Origin of the sequence: Pseudomonas sp. GXZC, from assembly GCF_026967615.1 — a bacterium.
In the GTDB taxonomy this organism is placed as follows: domain Bacteria; phylum Pseudomonadota; class Gammaproteobacteria; order Pseudomonadales; family Pseudomonadaceae; genus Aquipseudomonas; species Aquipseudomonas azotoformans_A.
The window spans coordinates 6,086,374-6,110,298 of sequence record NZ_CP114115.1; the positions used below are offsets into that span (position 1 = coordinate 6,086,374).

A 23,925-nucleotide genomic window follows, 5' to 3' on the forward strand; every position below is an offset into this window, starting at 1 on the left:
TGGCGCCGCCCCATGCCCAAAGGATTGATTCGCGCCGCTGGCGCCTTGTTGACCGCCCTTGCCCTGTACAGCTTGCTGGGCTTTTTGATTCTCCCCGGCGTTGCCCTTCGCATTGCCAACCAGCAACTGGCCAATTACGCCACGGTGCCGGCGCGGATCGAGCGGATCGAGCTCAACCCGTTCAGCCTGGAGGTAACGGCATGGGGGTTGAAAATCGGTGAGCCGGGCAAGGAACAGGTGGGTTTCGAGCGTCTCTACGCCAACCTGCAGATCGACAGCCTCTGGACTCGCGCCCTGCACCTGGCCGATGTGCAACTGGACAAACCCAAGACTGAGCTGTTGTTCGACAAGTCCGGCCAGTTGAACCTCGCGCAGTTGTTCAAGCTGCCGCCCAGCGAGCCCACCCCGACCGATCCGAATGCCAAGCCGTTTCCGCTGCGCATCGACAACATCAAGCTGGCTGGCGGCTATGTGCACTTTGAAGACTTGCGCCCCAGCGAACCCATCGAATTCCTTTACGACAAGCTCGACTTCGAGCTGAAAAACCTCAGTACCCTGCCTGAAGACAACGCCGACATGACGTTGGTGGCAGCCGGGCCTGCAGGCGGACAGATCGACTGGAAAGGTAATTTCAGCCTGGTGCCGATCACCTCCGAAGGTACGTTGAAAGTCACCGATGGCAAGATGAAAGCCTGGTGGCCATATGTACGTGACGCGCTGCCATTCGTGCTGGAAGACGGTGTGCTCAACTTCAGCACCGACTACAAATTCAGCCTGGCCAAAGAGACAGAACTGAACCTGACCAACACCGCCGCCAGCATCGCGCCATTTGCCATCAAGGCACCGGATGGCCGCCCACTGGTGCGCCTGGAACGCCTGGACGTCAGCGAAACCACGGTGGACTTGGCCAAGCAGCAGGTCGTCGTCGGCAAGATCCGCAGCAACAAGCTGGAAACCTGGGCGGCGCTTGAGTCCGACGGGCAACTGGACTGGCAAAAACTGTTCGCCAGCCAGCCGAGCAAACCGGCCAAGACCCCCGAGCCCAAAAATGCACCCGCCACCGCCGACTCGCCAAAAGCCGAGCCTGCGGCGCCAAGCAAGCCTTGGCAAGTACTGCTCAAGGACGTGCAACTGCGCAACTATCAGGTGCACCTGGCTGACCGTCAGGCCAAGCCGGCGGTCGCGCTGGAAGTGGGCCCGTTGAACGTCGATGTGCAGAATTTCGACAGCCTCAACCAGAGCCCCTTCACGTTGAAAGTCGACACCGGCCTGGGCAAGCAGGGCAAGGTTCAGGCGACTGGCGAGGTCAACCTCAACCCGGTCAGCGCCAAGCTGAAAGTGAATACCCAGGACATTGACCTGCGGGTCGCCCAGTCCTATATCAGCCCGTTCATCCGCCTGGAACTGCGTAGCGGCATGCTCGGCAGCAATCTCGATGTGAACCTGAAAAGCACCGATCCTTTGAAGCTCCAGGTCACAGGCAGAGCGCAAGTCGACCAGTTGCACACCCTGGACACCCTCAAGACCCGCGACTTCCTCAAATGGCAGCGCCTGGTGCTAGAAGGCGTGAACTATCAGCACGGTGACAGCCTGTCGATCGACAAGGTCAACCTGCTTCAGCCCTATGCACGCTTCATGATCAACGATGACCGCACCACCAACGTGGACGACCTGTTGATCCCGCAGCCCGCCGACAAAACACCCAAGCCTGCCAGTAAGGAAAAGCCCTTGGGCATTCGCATCGGGCAGATTGCGATCAATGACGGTTCGGCCAACTTTGCCGACTTCAGCCTGACACCCAACTTCGCCACGGCGATTCAACAGTTAAACGGGCAGATCGGCACCATCGACAGCCGCCAGGCCAAACCGGCCAGCGTCGATATCAAGGGTAAGGTTGACCGTTATGCGCCAGTGACCATCAAGGGTAGCGTGAACCCGTTCGACCCGATGGCGGCGCTGGATATCGCAACCAGCTTCAAACGCGTAGAGCTGACCACCCTGACGCCCTACTCCGGCAAGTTCGCCGGTTTCCGTATCCGCAAGGGTCGCCTGAACCTCGACCTGCATTACGTGATCACCAAGGGCCAACTGAAGGCCGAGAACAAAGTGGTGGTCGAGCAGCTGCAACTGGGCGAGAAGGTCGACAGCGCCGATGCCGTGGACCTGCCGATTCGCCTGGCAATCGCCTTGCTCAAGGATTCCGACGGCAAGATTTCCATCGAACTGCCGGTGACAGGCGATCTGAATAACCCGCAGTTCAGTGTGATGCCGATTGTCTGGCAGACCCTGCGCAATCTGGTGGTGCGTGCAGCGACGGCGCCCTTCAAGTTTATCGGTGGGCTGGTGACGGGTGGCGGCTCGGAAGACCTTGGCAATGTATCGTTCGCCGCTGGGTCCAGTGAATTGAACAAGGATGCCGAAGGCGCCCTGAACACCTTGGCTAAAGCACTGAAAGAGCGCCCTACGTTGCGCCTGGAGATCGAAGGCACAGCGGCTGCCAGCAGCGATGGACCGTTCCTTGCCGCTCAGCGACTGGAACGTGAATACCAGTACAACTACTACAAGATTCTTCAACGTCGTGGCGACAAGGTTCCAGCCCAGGCGTCCCTGCTTGTCGTACCGGAAAAGGAAAAGGCGCCGTTGCTTGAAGGCATCTACCGCACCCGCCTGAAACAGCAACCACCGGCCGAATGGAAAGACCTGAGCAGCGATGATCGTAGCGCCAAGCTTCGTGACGGCGTGATCAAGTTCTGGAGCGGCAGTGATGTGCTGCTGCGCCAACTGGGCCAGGACCGTGCCAGCACCATCAAGGACTACCTGGTGGACAAAGGCCAGCTGGAAGATGATCGGGTGTACTTCATTGATGCCAACTTGGGCCAGGCCGAGAAGGATGGCCGGGTCGTGACGCCGATGCATCTGGACGCGGAATAACCCGCCCAGAATAGAACAGGCCCCGACACAAGTGCCGGGGCCTGTAATGACCACATCCGTGTGGTCGGTCGCATGAACTCCAGAGGTGCATCGGGTGGATATCTAGCTCACCCTAAGCCGCCGCCATTACGTTCAGACGAAACGGGTGCGTTACTCTGCTTTCAGGCCGTCGGCCGATACAGCTTTAACGCCTTTGATTTTCTTGGTGATGTTCACCGCGGTAGTTTTCTGAGCTTCAGTGACCGGTGCGGTCGAAGACAGGGACACTACGCCTTTGTTGGTTTCGACTTTGATGTCGGTGCCCGGAATGCCTTTCTCGGTAACCAGGTCAGCTTTTACTTTGGTGGTGATCCAAGTGTCCGAAGTGGACTCTTTGGCACCGGCTGCTGCGCTTTTGGTTTTGTCGACATTGTCAGCCTTGGTAGCGCCGCCAGCCATCAGGCCGTCAGCCGAAACGGCGGTCACGCCTTTGATTTTCTTGGTGATTGCTACAGCAGTGGCTTTCTGTGCGTCAGAGATAGCGACTGTCGAGGACAGGGAAACCACGCCTTTGTTGGTTTCAACCTTGATGTCCGAACCAGGAATGCCTTTTTCAGTCAGCAGATCGGATTTAACTTTGGTGGTGATCCAAGTATCCGAAACGCTTTCTTTAGCCTTGGTCGCTTCACCAGCCGCCAAAGTCATAGGGGCTTGGGAAGTCTGAGCAAAGGCTACGTTAGCACCCATGGCCAGGGTCAGAGCGGTAGCAGTAGCGAGAGCGAACTTCTTCATACGAGTAACTCCTGTTTTATTAAAAGTCTGCAGTACGTAAACCTTGATGCTGCAGCGTTAACAGGGATATTGCAGGCAGTGTGCCAAGTCTTAGAAGACAACAAAGTCTATATAAAACAACAAGTTATAAAAACAGGCATTTTTCGGAATCGTGCAAGTTGCATGAACGTCATCGTGCCTGCATGCAAGTTGCGGCTTTTGGCTTCAGCTAAGCGGCTGATTTCCCGTCACTTTCCAGCGCCCATAAAAAAGGACTCCGAGGAGTCCTTTTTTTCAGCGCAACGCTTGGGGGTAGTTAAACGCCCGACGCCTTGGCTGCTGCTACGTCCTTGATGGACAGCTTGATACGGCCGCGGTTGTCCACGTCCAGTACCAGCACTTCCACTTCCTGGCCTTCTTTCAGGATGTCAGTCACTTTCTCAACGCGAGCGTCGCTCAGCATGGAGATGTGAACCAGACCGTCCTTGCCCGGCAGGATGTTGACGAATGCGCCGAAGTCGACGATGCGCTCAACCTTACCGACGTAGATCTTGCCGATCTCGGCTTCTGCAGTGATGCCCAGGACGCGCTGACGTGCTGCTTCAGCCGCTTCCTTGGTTTCGCCGAAGATCTTGATCGAGCCGTCGTCTTCGATGTCGATCGAAGCCTTGGTCTCTTCACAGATCGCACGGATAGTCGCGCCGCCTTTACCGATGACATCACGGATTTTGTCGGTGTCGATTTTCATCGCGATCATGGTCGGAGCATTTTCCGACAGTTCGGTACGGGACTGACCAATGATCTGGTTCATCTGACCGAGGATGTTCAGGCGCGCTTCCAGGGCTTGGCCCAGGGCGATTTCCATGATTTCTTCGGTGATGCCCTTGATCTTGATGTCCATCTGCAGCGCGGTCACACCTTTGGCGGTACCGGCTACTTTGAAGTCCATGTCGCCCAGGTGGTCTTCGTCACCCAGGATGTCGGTCAGGATGGCGAACTTCTCGCCTTCTTTAACCAGGCCCATGGCGATACCGGCAACTGGCGCCTTCATCGGCACGCCCGCGTCCATCAGCGCCAGGGAAGCACCGCAAACGGAAGCCATGGAGCTGGAACCGTTGGATTCGGTGATTTCCGACACAACACGGATGGTGTACGGGAACACGTCAGCAGCAGGCAGCATGGCGGCGATCGAACGACGGGCCAGACGGCCGTGACCGATTTCGCGACGACCAGCGCCACCCATGCGACCACACTCGCCCACCGAGAACGGAGGGAAGTTGTAGTGCAGCATGAACGGGTCTTTTTTCTCGCCTTCCAGGGTGTCCAGCAGCTGTGCGTCACGGGCAGTGCCCAGGGTCGCAACTACCAGAGCCTGGGTTTCACCACGGGTGAACAGCGCCGAACCGTGAGTCTTCGGCAGAACGCCGACTTCGATGTTCAGCGGACGTACGGTGCGGGTGTCGCGACCGTCGATACGTGGCTTGCCGTTAACGATGTTTTCGCGAACGGTGCGGTATTCGATTTCACCGAAAGCCGCTTTGACGTCGCTGGAGGAAGGCTGGCCTTCTTCACCGGACAGCTTGGCCACAACCTGATCCTTCAACTCGCCCAGGCGAGCGTAACGGTCGGCCTTGACAGTGATGGTGTAGGCGTCAGAGATGGCAGCGCCGAACTCGGAGCGGATAGCGCCCAGCAGCTCGGTGGCTTCGGCTTGTGGAGCCCAGGTCCAGGTTGGCTTGGCAGCTTCGGCAGCCAGCTCGGTGACAGCCTTGATAACGGCCTGGAACTCGTCGTGGGCGAACAGCACGGCGCCCAGCATCTGGTCTTCGGTCAGCTCTTTGGCTTCCGACTCAACCATCAACACGGCTTCCGAGGTACCGGCAACGACCATGTCCAGGCTCGACGCTTTCTGTTGCTCGTAGGTCGGGTTCAGCAGGTAGCCGGTGCTTTCGTGGAAAGCAACGCGGGCTGCGCCGATCGGGCCATCGAAAGGAATGCCGGAGATGGCCAGGGCAGCCGAGGTACCGATCATCGCAGCGATGTCCGGATCGGTCTTTTTGCTGGTGGAAACGACGGTGCAGACAACCTGCACTTCGTTCATGAAGCCTTCTGGGAACAGCGGACGGATCGGACGGTCGATCAGTCGGGAAGTCAGGGTTTCTTTCTCGGAAGGACGGCCTTCGCGCTTGAAGAAACCGCCAGGGATCTTACCGGCAGCGTAAGTCTTTTCCTGGTAGTGAACGGACAGAGGGAAGAAGCCTTTGCTCGGGTCAGCGGTCTTGGCGCCAACAACGGTCACCAGAACGGTCACGTCGTCGTCAACGGTAACCAGCACTGCGCCGGAGGCTTGACGGGCAATACGGCCTGTCTCGAGGGTAACGGTCGACTGACCGAACTGGAATTTTTTGATAACCGGGTTCACGGTGTCCTACCTTCTTTGTGGCTCTTGGGGGAACTTGTCTTCTTGCGAAATTCTTGGGCAATGTCGGGAATCGGCCCGAGCCTGGTCCAGGGGTAAAACGTGTATCCAGATAAAACTTGAGGCTGGGAGCCTACCATGCGCCAGCGGGAATCCCACTGACACACGGCAGACAACCAACCTCTAGCGCAATCGCTTATTAGCGACGCAGACCCAGGCGACCGATCAGAGTCTGATAACGACCCAGATCCTTGCCTTTCAGGTAGTCCAGCAGCTTACGGCGCTGGTTTACCATGCGGATCAGACCACGACGGGAGTGGTGATCTTTACCGTTGGCCTTGAAGTGACCTTGCAGCTTGTTGATGTTGTGGGTCAGCAGTGCAACTTGCACTTCTGGCGAACCAGTGTCACCAACAGCTTGCTGATAGTCAGCAACGATTTGTGCTTTTTCTTGAACGTCGAGAGCCATGAGGCAATCCTTTTTCAGGAAACCACCCAAAGGGCAGTTTCAACAGGCCAGGGACAAATCCCTGTATCTAAAAATGAGTGTTGACCGTGCCTGTTAACAGCCACACTCGTTCGGTCATTCTGACCGAATCAGTCGACGCGGCGCGATGCGCCCGTCTTCGCTCACTTCACCGATACCGATGAAGCGACCGTTATGATCCTGTACCCGCACCATGCCGAACTTCGGGGCATCCGGGGCACGTACCGGCTGGCCGTTGAGCCAGTAGAACGCGCTGTGCTCCGAAAAGTGCAGCAATGGCCAATCCAGCAAACCGCTGTCCGAGGGCATCAGGAAGCGATCAACCGCTTCGTTGCCGCCTTCGACGTGTACGGCTTCCAGCTCTTCCAGCGTGACCGTCTGGGCCAGGCTGAAAGGGCCGGCCTGGGTGCGTCGCAATTCTGCAACGTACGCGCCGCAGCCGAGCTGTTCACCGATATCTTCCACGAGAGTACGGATATAGGTGCCTTTGCTGCAGTCCACGGCCAGGCGGGCAGTGTCGCCTTCACAGGCGAGTAACTCCAAGCGCGCAATAGTAACAGAACGCGGTTCGCGCTCCACTACTTCGCCCGCACGTGCCAGCTTGTAAAGAGGCTGGCCATCACGCTTGAGCGCCGAGTACATCGGCGGTATCTGACTGATTTGCCCACGAAAACCGGGCAAAGCCGCTTCAATATCAGCACGACCAACGGTCACATCGCGAACCTGCAGAACATCACCTTCGGCGTCGGCCGTGGTGGTGGTCTTGCCCAATTGCATCAGGGTTTCGTAACCCTTGTCGGAATCGAGCAGGTATTGCGAGAATTTGGTGGCCTCGCCAAAGCACAACGGCAGTACACCGGTGGCCAAAGGATCGAGGCTGCCGGTGTGCCCGGCCTTTTCGGCGTTGAGCAGCCAGCGGACCTTCTGCAACGCAGCATTGGAGGTAAAGCCAATGGGCTTGTCGAGCAGAATGATGCCGCTGACGTTGCGACGGATACGTTTGACCTGAGCCACCGCTTACTCCTTGGCGTCTTCAGGTGTGGACGGGTGCTGGCTGTCTTCAGCCACGGCGCGCTCGATCAGTGCCGACAGGTGCGCACCACGCACGACGCTTTCGTCGTAGTGGAAATGCAACTGGGGAACACTGCGCAGCTTCATTTCACGGGCCAACTGCATCCGCAGGAAACCCGCAGCCGAGTTGAGCACCTTGATGCTTTGTGCGATCTCTTCGCTGCTGTCCTGCCCCATCACGGTGATGAAGATCTTGGCGTGACCCACGTCACGGCTCACTTCTACGGCGGTGATGGTGACCAGACCAACGCGAGGGTCTTTGACTTCGCGACGGATCAGTTGGGCCAGCTCGCGCTGCATCTGATCGCCGATACGCTGGGTACGGCTGTATTCTTTTGCCATGTCTTGTTACCTGTTACTGCCACACGGTGAAACCCGTGGGGTCTGAAAGCGGCAAACGCCCGGCCTGACAAAAGCCAGACCGGGCGTTGCGTTTAGAGTCCGTACGCTGCGCGTGGCATTTGCATGCCCACACGCGGCGTGGCTCCGGAAGTGCGCGAGTTAGAGGCTGCGAGCAACCTGAACCTTCTCGAAGACTTCGATCTTGTCGCCCACCTTGACGTCGTTGTAGCTCTTGACGCCGATACCGCATTCCATGCCGGCACGCACTTCGGAAGCGTCATCCTTGAAGCGGCGCAGGGATTCCAGCTCGCCTTCGAAGATAACGATGTCTTCACGCAGTACACGGATTGGACGGTTACGGTGCACAACACCTTCGATAACCATGCAACCGGCGATCGCGCCGAATTTCGGCGAGCGGAACACGTCACGCACCTCGGCCACACCCAGGATGTTCTCCCGGACGTCGCTGCCAAGCATGCCGGTGAGGGCTTTCTTGACGTCTTCGATGATGTCGTAGATGACGTTGTAGTAACGCATGTCCAGGCCTTCCTGCTCGACGATCTTGCGAGCGCCAGCATCGGCACGCACGTTGAAGCCGAACAGTACAGCGTTGGAAGCCAGTGCCAGGTTGGCGTCGGATTCGGTGATACCACCGACACCGCCACCGACAACGCGCACTTGCACTTCGTCGTTACCCAGGCCATTCAAGGCGCCGTTCAACGCTTCGAGGGAACCACGTACGTCAGATTTGAGGACGATGTTAAGCGTCTTCTTCTCTTCCTGGCCCATATTCTCGAAGATGTTTTCCAGCTTGCCGGCGTGAGCACGGGCCAGCTTGACTTCACGGAACTTGCCTTGACGGAACAGAGCCACTTCACGGGCTTTCTTCTCGTCGGCAACCACGCTCATCTCGTCGCCAGCGTCCGGGGTACCGTCCAGGCCGAGGATCTCGACCGGGATAGCAGGACCTGCTTCCTTGATTGGCTTGCCGTTCTCGTCGAGCATGGCACGTACACGGCCGTAGTTCGAACCGACCAGCACCATGTCGCCTTGGCGCAGGGTACCGTCTTGAACCAGGACGGTCGCAACCGGGCCACGGCCCTTGTCGAGACGGGACTCAACCACAACGCCACGGCCAGGAGCCGATGGAGTAGCGGTCAGTTCCAGAACCTCGGCTTGCAACAGAACGGCTTCGAGCAGTTCGTCAACGCCGGTACCCATCTTCGCGGAGACCGGTACGAATGGAGTGTCGCCACCCCACTCTTCGGAGGTCACGCCATGAACCGACAGTTCGCTACGGATGCGATCGAGATCGGCGCCCGGCTTGTCGATTTTGTTCACGGCTACTACCAACGGAACGCCAGCTGCCTTGGCATGCTGAACGGCTTCGATGGTTTGTGGCATCACGCCGTCGTCCGCTGCAACCACCAGGATCACGATGTCGGTCGCCTTGGCACCACGGGCACGCATCGCGGTAAACGCGGCGTGACCAGGGGTGTCGAGGAACGTCACCATGCCACGGTCGGTTTCAACGTGGTACGCACCGATGTGCTGGGTGATACCGCCGGCTTCGCCCGCAGCCACCTTGGCACGACGGATGTAGTCGAGCAGGGAAGTCTTACCGTGGTCAACGTGGCCCATTACGGTCACAACCGGTGCACGGGAAACCGCCTCACCTTCAAACTTCAGGGACTCGGCCAGGGAATCTTCCAGGGCGGTGTCGCTGACCAGGGTCACTTTGTGGCCCAGCTCTTCAGCAACCAACTGGGCAGTTTCCTGGTCCAGTACCTGGTTGATGGTGGCCGGAGTGCCCAGCTTGAACATGAACTTGATGATTTCAGCTGCCTTGACCGACATCTGCTGGGCCAGATCGCCCACAGTGATGGTCTCGCCGATCTTCACTTCACGCACGACAGGGCCGGTTGGGCTCTGGAAACCGTGAGCGTTGCGTTTCTTCAGCTTGGCCTTGCCGCGACCACCACGACGGAAGCCATCGCTTTCTTCGTCGGTAGTACGTGGGGCAACGCGTGGAGCAGGCGCTTTTTCTTTGACCGAAGCACGATGCGGAGCGTTTTTGCGCTCGCCATCGCCACCACCACCGCGACGATTGTTATCGTCAGCACGCGGCTTGTCCGGACGACGAGGTTCGTCGCGCTTACGAGCGTCAGCAGCAGGTGCTGGTGCAGCGGCAACCGGAGCGGCCTCACGCACAGCTTCTACAGGAGCGCTAGGCGCGGCGACCGCTTCAGTGGCAGCAGGTTGCGCAGCAGCAGGCTGGCGACGCGCTTCTTCTTCGGCGCGACGCTTGGCTTCTTCTTCAGCCTTCTGACGTGCAGCATTTTCTACTGCGCGACGTTCTTCCAGTTCGCGTTTGCGCTCGGCTTCGATTTCTTCCGGGCTGCGCTGTACGAAGACTTTCTTCTTGCGTACTTCAACGCTGATGCTCTTGCTACCCGCAACACGCAGGGTGCTGGTGGTTTTGCGCTGCAATGTAATCTTGCGCGGTTCTTCCACTTTCGCCTTGTGGCTGCTCTTCAAGTGAGTCAGCAAAGACTGCTTCTCACTGTCGCTCACACCTTCATCGGCGGCGGTGTGCGGCAGACCTGCCTCACGCATCTGCTGCAACAGGCGCTCTACCGGTGTTTTGACCTCATCGGCCAGTTGTTTCACCGTGACTTGCGTCATGCACTTCTCTCCTCAGGCCGCGCCTAGTTACTCGAACCAATGGGCTCGGGCGGCCATGATCAACTTGCCGGCACGATCATCGTCAATGCCGTCGATGTCGAGCAGATCGTCAATAGACTGCTCGGCCAGGTCTTCGCGGGTAATTACGCCGCGCACCGCCAGTTCCATCGCCAAATCCTTGTCCATACCCTCAAGCGAGAGCAGGTCTTCGGCCGGATGGGCGTCTGCCAGCTTTTCCTCAGTAGCGATGGCTTTAGTCAACAAACGATCCTTGGCCCGAGCGCGAAGCTCGTTGACGGTGTCTTCGTCAAAGCCGTCGATGTTGAGCATTTCTTCCAACGGTACGTAGGCAATCTCTTCCAGGCTGGTGAAGCCTTCATCTACCAGCACCTGTGCCAGGTCTTCATCGACTTCGAGCTCTTCGATGAAGTTGCGCAGGATGTCACCGGTTTCAGCTTGCTGCTTAGCCTGGATGTCCGATTCGGTCATCACGTTCAGGGTCCAACCGGTCAGTTGGCTGGCCAGACGCACGTTCTGACCACCACGACCAATGGCCTGAGCCAGATTGTCTGCGCCAACGGCGATGTCCATTGCATGGGCATCTTCGTCAACGATAATTGCCGCCACTTCAGCCGGCGACATGGCGTTGATCACGAACTGCGCCGGGTTATCGTCCCACAGGACGATGTCCACACGCTCACCGCCCAATTCGCCCGACACTGCCTGGACGCGCGAACCGCGCATACCGATGCAAGCGCCTTGCGGGTCGATGCGTTTGTCCTTGGAGCGGACCGCGATCTTGGCGCGCGAACCCGGGTCGCGGGACGCAGCCATGACTTCGATCAGGCCTTCGGCGATTTCCGGCACTTCGATACGGAACAGCTCGATCAGCATTTCCGGCGCGGTACGCGACAGGATCAGCTGAGGGCCGCGGTTCTCGGTGCGGATTTCCTTGAGCAGCGCACGCAGGCGCACGCCGACACGGAAGGTTTCGCGAGAAATGATGTCTTCGCGGGCCAGCAGCGCTTCGGCGTTGTTGCCCAGGTCGACGATCACGTTGTCGCGGGTGACTTTTTTTACGGTGCCGGAGATGATTTCACCCAGGCGCTCGCGATAAGCGTCAACGACTTGAGCGCGCTCGGCTTCGCGAACCTTCTGCACGATGACCTGCTTGGCGGTCTGTGCAGCAATACGGCCGAATTCGATCGATTCGATCTTTTCTTCGACGACATCACCGACCTTGGCACCAGGATGCGTTTGCGCAACCTTGCTTGGCCAGGTTTCGATGGCCGGATCATCAAGATCGGCTTCTTCGACGACCGTCCAGCGACGGAAAGTCTCATAGGCACCGGTGTGGCGGTTGATTTCCACACGCAGATCAACTTCGTCTTCAAAACGCTTTTTGGTAGCAGTGGCCAGGGCCAGCTCCAGCGCTTCAAAAATCACGTTTGCCGGTACGCCCTTTTCATTGGATACCGACTCAACAACCAGCAGTACTTCTTTGCTCATCGTACGCCTCGCCTTTCGCAAGCCATTGGATCCGCGGGATCCGCGTCTCAGTCAAAACTGGGAATAATGTTGGCCTTGTCGATCATATCGATCGGCAACAGGAACTCATGGTCTTCTACCTGCACCACGACATCCTGTTCTTCTACACCGCGCAGAAGGCCCTGAAAGTTGCGTCGCCCTTCAAAGGGAGATCGCAGCTTGATCTTCACTTGTTCACCGGCAAATTTTGCAAACTGATCAATAGTGAACAGTGGGCGTTCCATGCCAGGCGAGGAAACTTCGAGGGTGTATTCAACGGAGATCGGATCTTCAACATCCAGCACACCGCTGATCTGACGGCTGACAATGGCACAATCGTCCACCAGCACGCCGCCCTCTTTATCGATATAAACGCGCAACATTGAGTGGCGACCTTGAGCCGAAAACTCAATACCCCAGCATTCATAGCCTAGGGCCACGACCACCGGGGCCAGCAAGGCCTGCAACTCTTCTAGCTTGCTCGACACCTGAACCCCCTCGTGCATGTATGTGCATGCTGTGCAAAATAAAAAAATGGGCGAAACGCCCATCCTTGAAACGCCGTCGAACAGCGGCGTTGAAAGTGTCCAGCTAACAAAAAGCCCCTTAAAAGGGGCTCCGCTAAAACTGGTTGCGGGGGCCGGATTTGAACCGACGACCTTCGGGTTATGAGCCCGACGAGCTACCAGACTGCTCCACCCCGCGACAAAGCTGGGGCGGAAGTATACGACCGATCCCTTACAGGGTCAATGTAACCTTCCACCTACAAGAAAGCCCGCAACAGCGGGCTCTCCTGATAATTGGTACCGAGAAGGGGACTCGAACCCCTACACCCTATGGGCACAACCACCTCAAGGTTGCGTGTCTACCAATTCCACCACCTCGGCAATACAGCGTTTACAACCCTTCTTACTTCTGCTCTTGAGCTGGAGGTACGTCAGTCGCTGGAGTAGCCGACTTTTGCTCTTGAAGCACCGGGACATCATCAGAAGCCGGCTTTGCTTTTGGTACTTCCAACACTGCTGGGTTTGGGAGACCTACTTGAGTCAGCACATGAGCTTTCTCTTTAGCAAAGTAACCTAACCCCAAGCTGGTTATGAAGAAACCGGCGGCAAGTATAGCAGTAAACTTACTAAGAAAGGTAGAGGAACCTTGGCTTCCGAACACAGTATTTGAAGCACCTGCACCGAAAGACGCACCAGCATCCGCACCTTTACCCTGTTGCAACAAAACCAGGGCAACTACGCCCAGGGCAGCCAACAGATGAAAAACGACTACGACTGTTTCCAGCATTTTTTCAGTTTCCCGCGGCGCGACAGATCGCACCGAACTCATCTGCATTCAGGGAAGCTCCACCAATGAGCCCCCCATCGATATCCGGCATGCCGAACAGTTCGACCGCATTGGCCGCCTTCACGCTGCCGCCGTATAGAAGACGCACACCTTGTGCGACTTCAGAATTCTCTGCCGCCAACTGCGCGCGGATGGCTGCGTGCACATCCTGCGCCTGTTGCGGTGTAGCAGTCAGCCCGGTGCCAATGGCCCAGACCGGCTCGTAAGCAATTACTGCCTTTGCAAACGCACCAACACCCAGCTCCTCGATGATGCTGCCCAGCTGACGCGAGACAACTTCAAGAGTCTTGCCTGATTCGCGCTGCTCCAGGGTCTCCCCTATGCACAACACCGGAATCAAGCCACAAGCCTGTGCCGCTGCGAACTTGCGATTGAGTGTCCCATCACGCTCGCCCATCATCTGACGGCGCTCGGAGTGCCCGACAAGCACATAGGAACAACCCGCATCGACCAACTGACTCGGCGAAATCTCACCGGTCAATGCACCTTGCATCGGCTCCACCGCAGAGTTCTGCGCGCCGACCTGGATCGACTTGCCTTTCAGGCCATCAACCACTTGGTTGATATGCAAGCAAGGCGGGAACACCGCAACATCAACACCGCTCGGCAAGGCCAAGTGACGAAGGCCATTGATCAGCTCAGCGACACTGGCGCGGGTACCGTGCATCTTCCAGTTACCAGCTACCATAGTGCGACGCATGCTGTACCTCGTCGGTCAAAGTGGGCGCAGATGTTACCCAACCACATCATCACTGGCAAGCCGAATTCAGGCGCAAACTTCAGTTACCAGTTTTGCCAGGTCTTCGGCATGGCCGCGAACCTGTGTTTCGTCATCGCCTTCGACCATGACGCGCACCAGAGGCTCTGTGCCGGACTTGCGCAACAACACGCGACCACGCCCCGCCATAGCAAGGGTTACGCGCTCGCACGCCTCTTTGACAGCCGGGTGCTCGATCGGGTTTTCGCCGCCGCCAAAACGCACATTGAGCAGCACTTGCGGACATTTGCGCAGCGCCTGGCGCGCTTGGGCCAGACTCTCTTCGCGACGACGCAAGGACAGCAGGACCTGCAACGCAGCGATGATCGCGTCACCTGTGGTGGTGTGCTGGAAGCAGACTACGTGCCCGGAATTCTCACCCCCCACCTGCCAGTTACGCTCAAGCAGCTCGGCGATCACATAGCGATCACCGACATTGGCGCGCACGAAGGGAATACCCAGGTCCGCCAAGGCCAGTTCCAGGCCAAGGTTGCTCATCAGCGTACCGACAACACCACCCTGCAGCTTGTTACGCTCGTGCATATCACGCGCAATGATGAACAACAGGTCATCACCATCAACAATCGCGCCCGTGTGATCCACCATCAGCACACGGTCACCGTCGCCGTCGAAGGCAATACCCAAGTCGGCATGCTCGGCCAGGACGGCGGCCTGCAGTTGCTCCATATGAGTGGAACCGCAGTTTTCGTTGATGTTAAGCCCGTTCGGCTGCGCCGACAGCACCGTCACATCTGCGCCCAACTCCTTGAACACGCTCGGCGCGACTTTGTAGGTCGCACCGTGGGCGCAATCAACCACAATCTTCAGACCGGCAAAATTGGTGCTGCTCGGCACACTGCTCTTGCAGAACTCGATATAGCGACCGGAGGCGTCGTTGATACGCGAAACCTTGCCTAACTTACTGGATTCAACCACCGTCATCGGTGCATCCAGCAACTCTTCGATCATCAACTCAATCTCGTCAGGCAGCTTGGTGCCCTGCCCTGAGAAGAATTTAATGCCGTTGTCATCGTGGGGATTGTGCGAGGCGCTGATCACTATACCGGCTTCAGCGTGAAAGGTACGCGTCAGGTAAGCGATCGCCGGCGTCGGCATCGGCCCCAGCAACATGACATCCGCGCCTGCGGCAGACAGGCCCGCCTCCAGCGCCGACTCAAACATGTACCCGGAAATACGGGTGTCCTTGCCCACCAGGATGCGGCAAGCGCCCATGCTGCGGAACGCCATACCCGCCGCCCACCCCAGCTTGAGCATGAAATCAGGAGTAATCGGAAATTCGCCGACCCGACCACGGATACCGTCGGTGCCAAAGTATTTTTTAGTCATAAGTGCTCCATCATTCTTATTCGGCTGATTCTACAGCGGCAATCATACGCACTACATCCACGGTCTCGGCGACATCATGCACCCGCAAGATACGCGCACCTTTGGTCACCGCCAGCGCAGCCAGTGCAAGGCCGCCATACAGCCGCTCACCTACTGGACGATTCAAGGCCTGCCCTATCATGCTCTTGCGCGAAACGCCCACCAATAGGGGACGACCAAGGGCATGCAGGGATTCCATATGCTTGAACAGGCTTAGGTTGTGCTGCAGGGTCTTGGCGAAACCGAAGCCGGGATCGAGGATGATTTTTTCCTCAGCAATCCCCGCGACAACACACTGAGCAACCCGCTCAGCGAGAAAACCGCTGACTTCGCCGACGAGATCATCATAGTGAGGGCTGTCCTGCATGTTGCCGGGCTCACCCAGCATATGCATCAGGCACACCGGCAGACCGGTCGCCGCAGCCGCATCAAGCGCTCCGTCGCGCTGAAGCGAGCGCACATCGTTGATCAGCCCCGCCCCAAGGCGCGCAGTTTCGCGCATCACGGCCGGTGTCGACGTATCAACCGAGATGATCACATCCAGCTCACGCGCGATACGCTCGACGATCGGCGCCACCCGCTCCAACTCTTCCAAGGGAGAGACAACGCGAGCGCCAGGTCGAGTCGATTCGCCACCGACATCAATCAGGGTCGCTCCCGCCGCAACCATGGCTTCAGCATGACGCAAGGCTGCATCAAGCTGGCTGAAGCGGCCGCCATCGGAAAAGGAATCGGGAGTGACATTGAGAATGCCCATTACATGCGTATGGGCCAAATCAAGAACCCGATTGCCGCAAGGCAACCGGGTGGAGGACAACACAGAAGTCATTTCAAACCTTAGACGTCAGCTGCCGGGCCGCCGATCGGGGTCTCAGGGCGTTCGTTCTGAACCACTGGCGGAGTGCCAGAGGTGCCCGAACCACCTTCCCAATCACGAGGCTCACGTGGAGCGCGACCGGCCATGATGTCGTCGATCTGGTCGGCATCAATGGTCTCGTACTTCATCAGCGCATCCGCCATGGCATCCAGCTTGTCGCGGTTGTCCGTGAGGATCTGCTTGGCCGTGCCGTAGCACTGGTCGATGATGCTGCGCACTTCGGAGTCGATCAGCTTGGCGGTCTCACCGGAGAAGCTGGCGCTTTGACCGCCACCGCCACGACCCAGGAACACCTCACCTTCTTCCTCGGCATACATCAGCGGGCCGAGCTTTTCCGACAAGCCCCACTTGGTCACCATGTTCCGTGCAATCTGGCTGGCACGCATGATGTCGTTGGAAGCGCCGGTGGTGACACCGTCGAAGCCCAGGGTCATTTCTTCAGCAATACGACCGCCGTACAGCGAGCAGATCTGGCTGATCAGTGCGCGCTTGGAGAGACTGTAACGGTCCTCTTCCGGCAGGAACATGGTCACACCCAGTGCCCGACCACGAGGGATGATCGACACTTTGTAGACCGGGTCATGCTCAGGCACGACGCGACCAACGATAGCGTGACCGGCTTCGTGATAAGCGGTGTTCTGTTTCTCTTTCTCGGACATGACCATGGATTTGCGCTCGGCGCCCATCATGATCTTGTCTTTTGCCAGTTCGAACTCTTTCATTTCAACGATGCGCTTGCCGGTACGAGCCGCAAACAGCGAAGCCTCGTTGACCAGGTTGGCCAGGTCGGCACCGGAGAAGCCAGGCGTACCACGGGCAATCACGGCCGGAGCCACGTCGTCGCCCATTGGCACTTTGCGCATGTGTACTTTCAGGATCTGTTCGCGACCACGGATATCCGGCAAGCCAACCACAACCTGACGGTCGAAACGGCCCGGACGCAGCAACGCAGGGTCCAGTACATCCGGACGGTTGGTTGCAGCAATCACGATGATGCCGTCATTCATTTCGAAGCCGTCCATCTCAACCAGCAACTGGTTAAGAGTCTGCTCACGCTCATCATGACCACCGCCCATGCCGGCGCCACGATGGCGACCAACGGCGTCGATTTCGTCGATGAAGATGATGCATGGTGCATGCTTTTTAGCCTGCTCGAACATATCGCGAACACGGCTGGCGCCGACACCGACAAACATCTCGACGAAGTCAGAACCGGAAATGGTGAAGAAAGGCACCTTGGCTTCGCCGGCAATCGCCTTGGCCAGCAAGGTTTTACCGGTACCCGGAGGACCGACCATCAGTACACCGCGAGGAATGCGGCCACCGAGGCGCTGGAACTTGCCTGGATCACGCAGGAACTCGACCAGCTCGCCCACTTCTTCCTTGGCTTCGTCGCAACCGGCAACGTCAGCCAGGGTGGTTTTCACCTGATCTTCGGAGAGCAGGCGTGCCTTGCTCTTGCCGAAGCTCATAGGCCCGCCCTTGCCCCCTGCACCGCCTTGCATCTGGCGCATGAAGAACATGAACACGGCGATGATCACCAGGATCGGGAAGCTGGCTACCAACAATTGGGTCCAGATGCTTTGCTGCTCAGGCTGCTTGCCTTCGACCACCACGTGGTTATCCACCAGGTCGCCGATCAGACCGTTGTCCTGGATCGCCGGACGAATGGTCTTGAAGCTGTCGCCATCGTTGCGTTTGCCGGTGATCACGTAGCCATCAACCGCTACGCGCTCGACCTTGCCATCCTTAACTTGCTGGATGAAGTCGGAATAGTTGAGGGTCTGCGGCTCGTTAGGGCTGGAGAAGTTGTTCATCACCGTCACCAGGACAGCCGCGATGATCAACCACAGGATCAGATTCTTTGCCATATCGTTCAATTAACTACCCTCTGAAGCAAGCTCCGCTACTGGCGCGCGCTTCGCATGATATTCACCGGCCTAACTTACTACATTACCTACAACTCTGGCAGGCGCCGTCTGTAACCCTTTGTGAAACTTTGACTACACAATATTCGTAAAGCTTCGTGACGAAAGCGATATAAAAAAACCTATCGCCCTCCTCGAATTCCTCAAAAACGCTCTTCACTCGCAGCGCCTTCCACCCCGCGGAAGCCGCGGCACAGCAGGTACTGCTCCCGAGACCTGTCCCGGGAAGAGTCAGGCTTACGCGTTTGCACCTTGTCGAACAGCTTGCGGATGTTCTTGTGGTACTCGTCAAAGCCTTCACCCTGGAAGACCTTCACCAGAAAATCACCACCTGGGCGCAGAACCCGACCCGCCAAATCCAACGCCAGCTCACAGAGGAACATCGCGCGCGGCATATCGACGGCCGGTAATCCACTCATATTGGGGGCCATGTCGGAAATCACAAGGTCTACCTGCGAATTTCCCACAGCTTCGAGGATTTGAGCGAGCACGGCATCCTGGGTGAAGTCACCATGAACAAAGGTCACATCCGGGATACTGTCCATTTCCAGGATGTCGGAAGCGATCAAGCGGCCCTGCCCACCAATCAGACGACTGGTCACCTGGGACCAACCACCTGGGGCTGCACCGAGATCGATAACGCTCATGCCTGGGCGGATCAACTTATCCTTGTCCTGAATCTCCAGCAGCTTGTAGCTGGCCCGGGAACGGTAGCCGTCCTTCTGCGCCTTTTTGACGTAAGGATCGTTGAAATGTTCTTGTAGCCACTTAAGGCTGGTTTTGGAACGGGCCACGGGCCACCTCGAAAAATAAAACGGGTCGTGATTAACTGGGCGGTCCCGGACTCGCTCGGGTAAACTGGCCGCCGCTTTTTACAAGATCAGACGCAGGGGTCAGATTATGCCGCTCACTCAAGAGCAGAAGAAACAGTACAAATCCATTGGCCACCATCTGAAACCAGTTCTGATTGTGGCAGATAACGGTTTGACTGAAGGTGTGTTAGCCGAATTCGAACGTGCGCTGAACGATCATGAACTGATCAAGATCAAGATCAACATCCTTGACCGCGAAGCGCGCCTGGCTGCCATTGCAGAACTGTGCAAGGCAGGCAAAGCGGACCTGGTCCAGGTCATCGGCAAGATGGCGCTGCTGTATCGCAAGAACTTCAGCGTCAACAAGCAACTGTCGAACGTACATCGCTTCAAATGATGACTTTCAAATAACAGCAAGGGTCACGGGCGTGCTTCGCGCGCCCCGCCACTCCATCCCGGTGCAGGCTGTAACACCAGCACCAGGCCGGAAAACCCTAGCACAAGATAGCTGAATAGCTGCCAGCGCAACGCTTCCGGCAGCCAGACATGCACAATGCAATACATTGCACACGCATACAGTGCCATCAACAGCAGTTGCCCGCGAATATCCCGCCACAAACTTCCCAAGCCTTCAGCCTTGACCAGCACCAACGCCTGGAGCGTCACGCACGCCGCCGCAAAAGCCACCAGCAACGCACTCAGTAATCCATCGATCTCATCGATCAGCAACGGTGCCAGGCCAATCAGGCCCAGCGCCGGCAACACGCCAATGTGCAACAGCCACAGGCCACCCACCCAAAGCATCTGGGAGAGCTGCCAAAGCATGGCGCCCGCACGAAGCGGGCGCCTTCTTTCAGATGTGACGAACTTCAACAATCTCGTACTCGGTCACGCCGCCAGGCGTTTTGACAGACACCACATCACCCTCTTCCTTGGCAATCAAGGCGCGGGCCAGCGGAGAACCGACAGAGATCTTGCCGAGTTTGAAGTCAGCTTCGTCTTCACCAACGATGTGGTAGACCACGCTTTCGTCCGTCTCGACGTTGGCGATTTCCACGGTCGTGCCGAAAATCACCTTGCCGGTCTTCGGAATGGTCGTCACGTCGATGACCACCGAGTTCTGCAGGCGGCCTTCGATATCACGGATCCGCGCCTCGACCATACCTTGCTGCTCGCGAGCAGCGTGGTATTCGGCGTTTTCCTTCAAGTCACCCAGCTCGCGGGCCGTACCGATGTCCTGGCTCAGCTTTGGACGTACGACCTTGGTCAGGTGGGCGTGCTCCTCTTCCAGGGCCTTGAAGCCCTGGACGGTCATTGGGTATTTGGTCATGCCTTCAATCCTGCGTGTAGATCCTGCAAGCGACGCACGGTCTTTTCCGGACCGAACTTGAGCGCTTCGCAGATGGCTTCGCCAGCAGCAATGGTGGTGGTGCAGTAGATCTTGTGCTGCAAGGCGTTACGACGAATGGAGTAGGAGTCCGCGATCGACTGGCGACCTTCGGTGGTGTTGATGATCAAGGTGACTTCGTCATTCTTGATCATGTCGACCACGTGCGGACGGCCTTCCGTCACCTTGTTCACGCGACGCACTTTCAGGCCGGCAGCTTCGATCAGCTTGGCGGTCCCGGCGGTGGCCACGACTTCGAAGCCCAAGTTGATCAGATCACGGGCCACGCCTGCAACCAGTGGTTTGTCATCATCACGCACGCTGATGAACGCAGTACCGCCGGTCGGCAGCACTTCGCTGGCGCCCATCTGGGCTTTGGCGAAAGCTTCACCGAAGGTATCACCCACGCCCATGACTTCACCGGTGGACTTCATCTCTGGGCCCAGGATCGGGTCCACACCAGGGAATTTGGCGAATGGGAACACGGCCTCTTTCACGCTGTAGAAGTTAGGAATGATTTCCTTGGTGAAACCAATTTCCTTCAGGGTCTTACCGGCCATCACGCGGGCAGCGATCATGGCCAGGGACACACCGATGCACTTGGAAACGAATGGCACGGTACGCGAAGCACGCGGGTTGACTTCGATGACGTAGATGTCTTCGCCTTGCAGCGCCAACTGTACGTTCATCAGACCGACCACGCCCAACTCCAAGGCCATTTTCTTGACCTGTTCACGCATCTCGTCCTGGATGTGCGCCGGCAGCGAGTACGGCGGCAGCGAGCAAGCGGAGTCACCGGAGTGAACGCCCGCCTGTTCGATGTGTTGCATGATCGCGCCGATCACCACGTCGGTGCCGTCGCACACGGCGTCCACGTCCATTTCGATGGCGCAGTTGAGGAAGTGGTCGAGCAGCACTGGGCTGTCGTTGGACACTTTCACCGCATCACGCAGGTAGCGCTTGAGTTCTTCTTCTTCGTAGACGATTTCCATCGCACGGCCGCCCAGTACGTAGGACGGACGCACCACCAGCGGGTAGCCAATCTTGCTGGCTGCACGGATAGCTTCGTCTTCACTGCGCACGGTGGCGTTTGGCGGCTGGCGCAGGTTCAGGCGTTCAACCATTTGCTGGAAGCGTTCACGGTCTTCTGCACGGTCGATAGCGTCTGGGCTGGTGCCGATAATCGGCACGCCGGCTTCTTCCAGGGCACGCGCCAGTTTCAGCGGAGTCTGGCCGCCGTACTGGACGATCACGCCCTTCGGCTTCTCGACCCGGCAGATTTCCAGCACGTCTTCCAGGGTCACTGGCTCGAAATACAGGCGATCGGAGGTGTCGTAGTCGGTGGAAACGGTTTCCGGGTTGCAGTTGACCATGATGGTCTCGTAACCGTCTTCGCGCAGGGCCAATGCCGCGTGTACGCAGCAGTAGTCGAACTCGATACCCTGGCCGATACGGTTTGGACCGCCACCAAGGATCATGATCTTGTCGCGGCCCGACGGCGCGGCTTCGCACTCTTCCTCGTAGGTTGAGTACATGTAGGCGGTGTCGGTGGCGAACTCGGCCGCGCAGGTGTCAACGCGCTTGTAGACCGGGAAGATCTCCAGCTTGTGGCGGTGGCGACGCAACGCTTTCTCGGTCACACCCAGCAACTTGGCCAGACGCATGTCGGAGAAACCTTTGCGCTTGAGCTTGAACATCAAGTCGCGGTCGATACTGGCAAGACCCAGGGTCTTGACCTTCTCTTCTTCCTTGATCAGGTCTTCGATCTGCACCAGGAACCACGGGTCGATCATGTTCATGCCGAAGATGTCTTCGACCGACAGGCCGGCGCGGAACGCATCAGCCACGTACCAGATGCGCTCGGCGCCCGGCACGGTCAGTTCGCGCTTGAGCACGCTCATGCTTTCCGGGTTGCTCAAGTCGAGCTTCTCGTCCAGGCCACAAACGCCCACTTCCAGACCGCGCAGGGCTTTCTGCAGGGATTCCTGGAAGGTCCGGCCGATGGCCATGACTTCACCCACCGACTTCATTTGAGTGGTCAGTCGTGCGTCGGCTTTCGGGAATTTCTCGAAAGCGAAACGTGGCAGCTTAGTGACGACATAGTCGATCGACGGCTCGAAGGACGCCGGAGTAGCGCCGCCGGTGATTTCGTTCTGCAGCTCGTCCAGGGTATAGCCGATCGCCAACTTGGCAGCGATACGCGCAATCGGGAAGCCAGTAGCTTTCGATGCCAGCGCCGAAGAACGCGATACACGCGGGTTCATCTCGATCACGACCATACGGCCAGTGTCCGGGCAGATACCGAACTGAACGTTGGAACCGCCGGTTTCAACGCCGATCTCACGCAGTACCGCCAAGGAGGCGTTACGCATGATCTGGTATTCCTTGTCCGTCAGGGTCTGCGCCGGCGCAACGGTGATCGAGTCACCGGTGTGCACGCCCATCGGATCGAAGTTTTCGATGGAGCAGACGATGATGCAGTTGTCCTTTTTATCGCGGACAACCTCCATTTCATACTCTTTCCAGCCGATCAGGGATTCGTCAATCAGCAGCTCTTTGGTCGGCGACAGGTCCAGGCCACGAGAGCAGATTTCTTCGAACTCTTCACGGTTGTAAGCGATACCGCCACCGGTCCCGCCCATGGTGAAGGACGGGCGGATGATGCACGGGAAGCCCAGCTTCTCGAGCACTGCGTTGGCTTCTTCCATGCTGTGGGCGATGCCCGAGCGCGGGCAGTCCAGGCCGATGGACTTCATCGCCTTGTCAAAGCGCGAACGGTCTTCAGCCTTGTCGATGGTGTCGGCATTGGCGCCGATCATTTCTACGCCGAATTTCTCCAGGACGCCTTCGCGCTCCAGGTCCAGGGCGCAGTTCAGAGCAGTTTGACCACCCATGGTTGGCAGCAGCGCGTCCGGACGCTCTTTCTCGATGATCTTGGCAACGGTCTGCCACTTGATCGGTTCGATGTAGGTGGCGTCGGCCATGTCCGGGTCGGTCATGATGGTGGCCGGGTTGGAGTTCACCAGGATGACGCGGTAACCCTCTTCGCGCAGGGCTTTGCAGGCCTGGGCGCCGGAGTAGTCGAATTCGCAGGCCTGGCCGATCACGATCGGGCCAGCGCCGAGAATCAGGATGCTTTTTATGTCTGTACGTTTTGGCATGGGTTTGTCACTCAAATCCGCAGGTCAGTCGGCAAGCCGTCTTGAACAATCT

The 23,925-nt window shown here is 57.9% G+C and carries 19 protein-coding genes and 2 tRNA genes; 2 read left to right on the forward strand and 19 right to left on the reverse strand.

Annotation, left to right across the window (positions count from 1 at the left end; genetic code table 11):
* Positions 1-12 precede the first annotated feature (12 nt).
* Complete coding sequence (locus OZ428_RS28760) at positions 13-2,931, forward strand: DUF748 domain-containing protein (RefSeq protein ID WP_269132047.1); 2,919 nt, start codon at positions 13-15, stop codon at positions 2,929-2,931.
* A 150-nt stretch (positions 2,932-3,081) separates the two neighbouring features.
* On the opposite strand, the gene OZ428_RS28765 is transcribed toward OZ428_RS28760, so the two are convergent.
* The 16 genes from OZ428_RS28765 to rlmE all read right to left on the reverse strand — a co-directional run bounded on the left by OZ428_RS28765 (position 3,082) and on the right by rlmE (position 19,307).
* Entirely contained in the window at positions 3,082-3,702 is a 621-nt protein-coding gene (locus OZ428_RS28765) for a BON domain-containing protein (protein WP_269132048.1), read from the reverse strand.
* A gap of 295 nt (positions 3,703-3,997) precedes the next feature.
* Complete coding sequence (pnp, locus tag OZ428_RS28770; protein WP_016976826.1) at positions 3,998-6,103, reverse strand: polyribonucleotide nucleotidyltransferase; 2,106 nt, start codon at positions 6,101-6,103, stop codon at positions 3,998-4,000.
* Positions 6,104-6,299: 196 nt separating this feature from the next.
* Entirely contained in the window at positions 6,300-6,569 is a 270-nt protein-coding gene (gene rpsO / locus OZ428_RS28775) for a 30S ribosomal protein S15 (protein WP_003177875.1), read from the reverse strand.
* 114 nt (positions 6,570-6,683) lie between these two features.
* The gene (truB, locus tag OZ428_RS28780; RefSeq protein WP_269132049.1) at positions 6,684-7,601 is read right to left on the reverse strand and encodes a tRNA pseudouridine(55) synthase TruB; all 918 of its coding nucleotides are present in this window, start codon (positions 7,599-7,601) and stop codon (positions 6,684-6,686) included.
* 3 nt (positions 7,602-7,604) lie between these two features.
* Positions 7,605-8,000 (reverse strand): 30S ribosome-binding factor RbfA, encoded by a 396-nt coding sequence (gene rbfA, locus OZ428_RS28785; protein ID WP_016973761.1) that lies wholly within the window; start codon positions 7,998-8,000, stop codon positions 7,605-7,607.
* A gap of 159 nt (positions 8,001-8,159) precedes the next feature.
* Complete coding sequence (gene infB / locus OZ428_RS28790; protein WP_016976824.1) at positions 8,160-10,685, reverse strand: translation initiation factor IF-2; 2,526 nt, start codon at positions 10,683-10,685, stop codon at positions 8,160-8,162.
* A 27-nt stretch (positions 10,686-10,712) separates the two neighbouring features.
* Positions 10,713-12,194 (reverse strand): transcription termination factor NusA, encoded by a 1,482-nt coding sequence (gene nusA / locus OZ428_RS28795; protein ID WP_010206599.1) that lies wholly within the window; start codon positions 12,192-12,194, stop codon positions 10,713-10,715.
* Between the two features lie 47 nt (positions 12,195-12,241).
* Positions 12,242-12,700 (reverse strand): ribosome maturation factor RimP, encoded by a 459-nt coding sequence (gene rimP, locus OZ428_RS28800; protein WP_003235029.1) that lies wholly within the window; start codon positions 12,698-12,700, stop codon positions 12,242-12,244.
* Between the two features lie 140 nt (positions 12,701-12,840).
* A tRNA-Met gene (locus OZ428_RS28805) sits at positions 12,841-12,917 on the reverse strand.
* Between the two features lie 96 nt (positions 12,918-13,013).
* Positions 13,014-13,099: transfer RNA gene (locus OZ428_RS28810), tRNA-Leu, on the reverse strand.
* A 22-nt stretch (positions 13,100-13,121) separates the two neighbouring features.
* Positions 13,122-13,505: a preprotein translocase subunit SecG gene (gene secG, locus OZ428_RS28815; protein ID WP_010206600.1), complete on the reverse strand. Its 384-nt coding sequence runs from the start codon at positions 13,503-13,505 to the stop codon at positions 13,122-13,124.
* Positions 13,506-13,509: 4 nt separating this feature from the next.
* A complete protein-coding gene (tpiA, locus tag OZ428_RS28820) occupies positions 13,510-14,265 on the reverse strand; it encodes a triose-phosphate isomerase (protein ID WP_003194193.1) in 756 nt (251 codons plus the stop codon).
* A gap of 66 nt (positions 14,266-14,331) precedes the next feature.
* Positions 14,332-15,669: a phosphoglucosamine mutase gene (gene glmM / locus OZ428_RS28825; protein WP_028617970.1), complete on the reverse strand. Its 1,338-nt coding sequence runs from the start codon at positions 15,667-15,669 to the stop codon at positions 14,332-14,334.
* A 16-nt stretch (positions 15,670-15,685) separates the two neighbouring features.
* Positions 15,686-16,537 carry a dihydropteroate synthase gene (gene folP / locus OZ428_RS28830; protein ID WP_269132050.1) on the reverse strand — a complete coding sequence of 284 codons (852 nt, stop codon included), beginning with the start codon at positions 16,535-16,537 and terminating at the stop codon, positions 15,686-15,688.
* Positions 16,538-16,545: 8 nt separating this feature from the next.
* Positions 16,546-18,456: an ATP-dependent zinc metalloprotease FtsH gene (gene ftsH / locus OZ428_RS28835; RefSeq protein ID WP_033898262.1), complete on the reverse strand. Its 1,911-nt coding sequence runs from the start codon at positions 18,454-18,456 to the stop codon at positions 16,546-16,548.
* Between the two features lie 200 nt (positions 18,457-18,656).
* On the reverse strand, positions 18,657-19,307 hold the full coding sequence (gene rlmE / locus OZ428_RS28840; RefSeq protein ID WP_032862906.1) for a 23S rRNA (uridine(2552)-2'-O)-methyltransferase RlmE: 651 nt from the start codon (positions 19,305-19,307) through the stop codon (positions 18,657-18,659).
* A 106-nt stretch (positions 19,308-19,413) separates the two neighbouring features.
* On the opposite strand from rlmE, the gene yhbY reads away from it, so the two are divergent.
* Positions 19,414-19,722, forward strand: coding sequence for a ribosome assembly RNA-binding protein YhbY (gene yhbY, locus OZ428_RS28845; protein ID WP_269132051.1), 309 nt, complete (start codon positions 19,414-19,416; stop codon positions 19,720-19,722).
* Between the two features lie 23 nt (positions 19,723-19,745).
* On the opposite strand, the gene OZ428_RS28850 is transcribed toward yhbY, so the two are convergent.
* From OZ428_RS28850 to carB, 3 genes are read right to left on the reverse strand one after another with little or no spacing between them, the layout of a single operon-like run.
* A complete protein-coding gene (locus OZ428_RS28850; protein WP_033898260.1) occupies positions 19,746-20,150 on the reverse strand; it encodes a hypothetical protein in 405 nt (134 codons plus the stop codon).
* A 28-nt stretch (positions 20,151-20,178) separates the two neighbouring features.
* Positions 20,179-20,655, reverse strand: coding sequence for a transcription elongation factor GreA (gene greA / locus OZ428_RS28855; protein WP_033898259.1), 477 nt, complete (start codon positions 20,653-20,655; stop codon positions 20,179-20,181).
* Positions 20,652-23,873 carry a carbamoyl-phosphate synthase large subunit gene (gene carB, locus OZ428_RS28860; RefSeq protein WP_269132052.1) on the reverse strand — a complete coding sequence of 1,074 codons (3,222 nt, stop codon included), beginning with the start codon at positions 23,871-23,873 and terminating at the stop codon, positions 20,652-20,654. Before carB ends, greA begins: the two co-directional genes overlap by 4 nt.
* Positions 23,874-23,925: the final 52 nt, after the last annotated feature.

What these genes read in the sequence shown, in the direction of transcription:
- ftsH (WP_033898262.1), bottom strand. Translation starts at nt 18,456, where the DNA reads ATGGCAAAGAATCTGATCCTGTGGTTGATCATCGCGGCTGTCCTGGTG.
- yhbY (WP_269132051.1), top strand. Translation starts at nt 19,414, where the DNA reads ATGCCGCTCACTCAAGAGCAGAAGAAACAGTACAAATCCATTGGCCAC.
- glmM (WP_028617970.1), bottom strand. Translation starts at nt 15,669, where the DNA reads ATGACTAAAAAATACTTTGGCACCGACGGTATCCGTGGTCGGGTCGGC.
- greA (WP_033898259.1), bottom strand. Translation starts at nt 20,655, where the DNA reads ATGACCAAATACCCAATGACCGTCCAGGGCTTCAAGGCCCTGGAAGAG.
- rpsO (WP_003177875.1), bottom strand. Translation starts at nt 6,569, where the DNA reads ATGGCTCTCGACGTTCAAGAAAAAGCACAAATCGTTGCTGACTATCAG.
- tpiA (WP_003194193.1), bottom strand. Translation starts at nt 14,265, where the DNA reads ATGCGTCGCACTATGGTAGCTGGTAACTGGAAGATGCACGGTACCCGC.
- carB (WP_269132052.1), bottom strand. Translation starts at nt 23,873, where the DNA reads ATGCCAAAACGTACAGACATAAAAAGCATCCTGATTCTCGGCGCTGGC.
- OZ428_RS28760 (WP_269132047.1), top strand. Translation starts at nt 13, where the DNA reads ATGCCCAAAGGATTGATTCGCGCCGCTGGCGCCTTGTTGACCGCCCTT.
- OZ428_RS28850 (WP_033898260.1), bottom strand. Translation starts at nt 20,150, where the DNA reads ATGCTTTGGCAGCTCTCCCAGATGCTTTGGGTGGGTGGCCTGTGGCTG.
- OZ428_RS28765 (WP_269132048.1), bottom strand. Translation starts at nt 3,702, where the DNA reads ATGAAGAAGTTCGCTCTCGCTACTGCTACCGCTCTGACCCTGGCCATG.
- nusA (WP_010206599.1), bottom strand. Translation starts at nt 12,194, where the DNA reads ATGAGCAAAGAAGTACTGCTGGTTGTTGAGTCGGTATCCAATGAAAAG.
- rbfA (WP_016973761.1), bottom strand. Translation starts at nt 8,000, where the DNA reads ATGGCAAAAGAATACAGCCGTACCCAGCGTATCGGCGATCAGATGCAG.
- secG (WP_010206600.1), bottom strand. Translation starts at nt 13,505, where the DNA reads ATGCTGGAAACAGTCGTAGTCGTTTTTCATCTGTTGGCTGCCCTGGGC.
- folP (WP_269132050.1), bottom strand. Translation starts at nt 16,537, where the DNA reads ATGACTTCTGTGTTGTCCTCCACCCGGTTGCCTTGCGGCAATCGGGTT.
- infB (WP_016976824.1), bottom strand. Translation starts at nt 10,685, where the DNA reads ATGACGCAAGTCACGGTGAAACAACTGGCCGATGAGGTCAAAACACCG.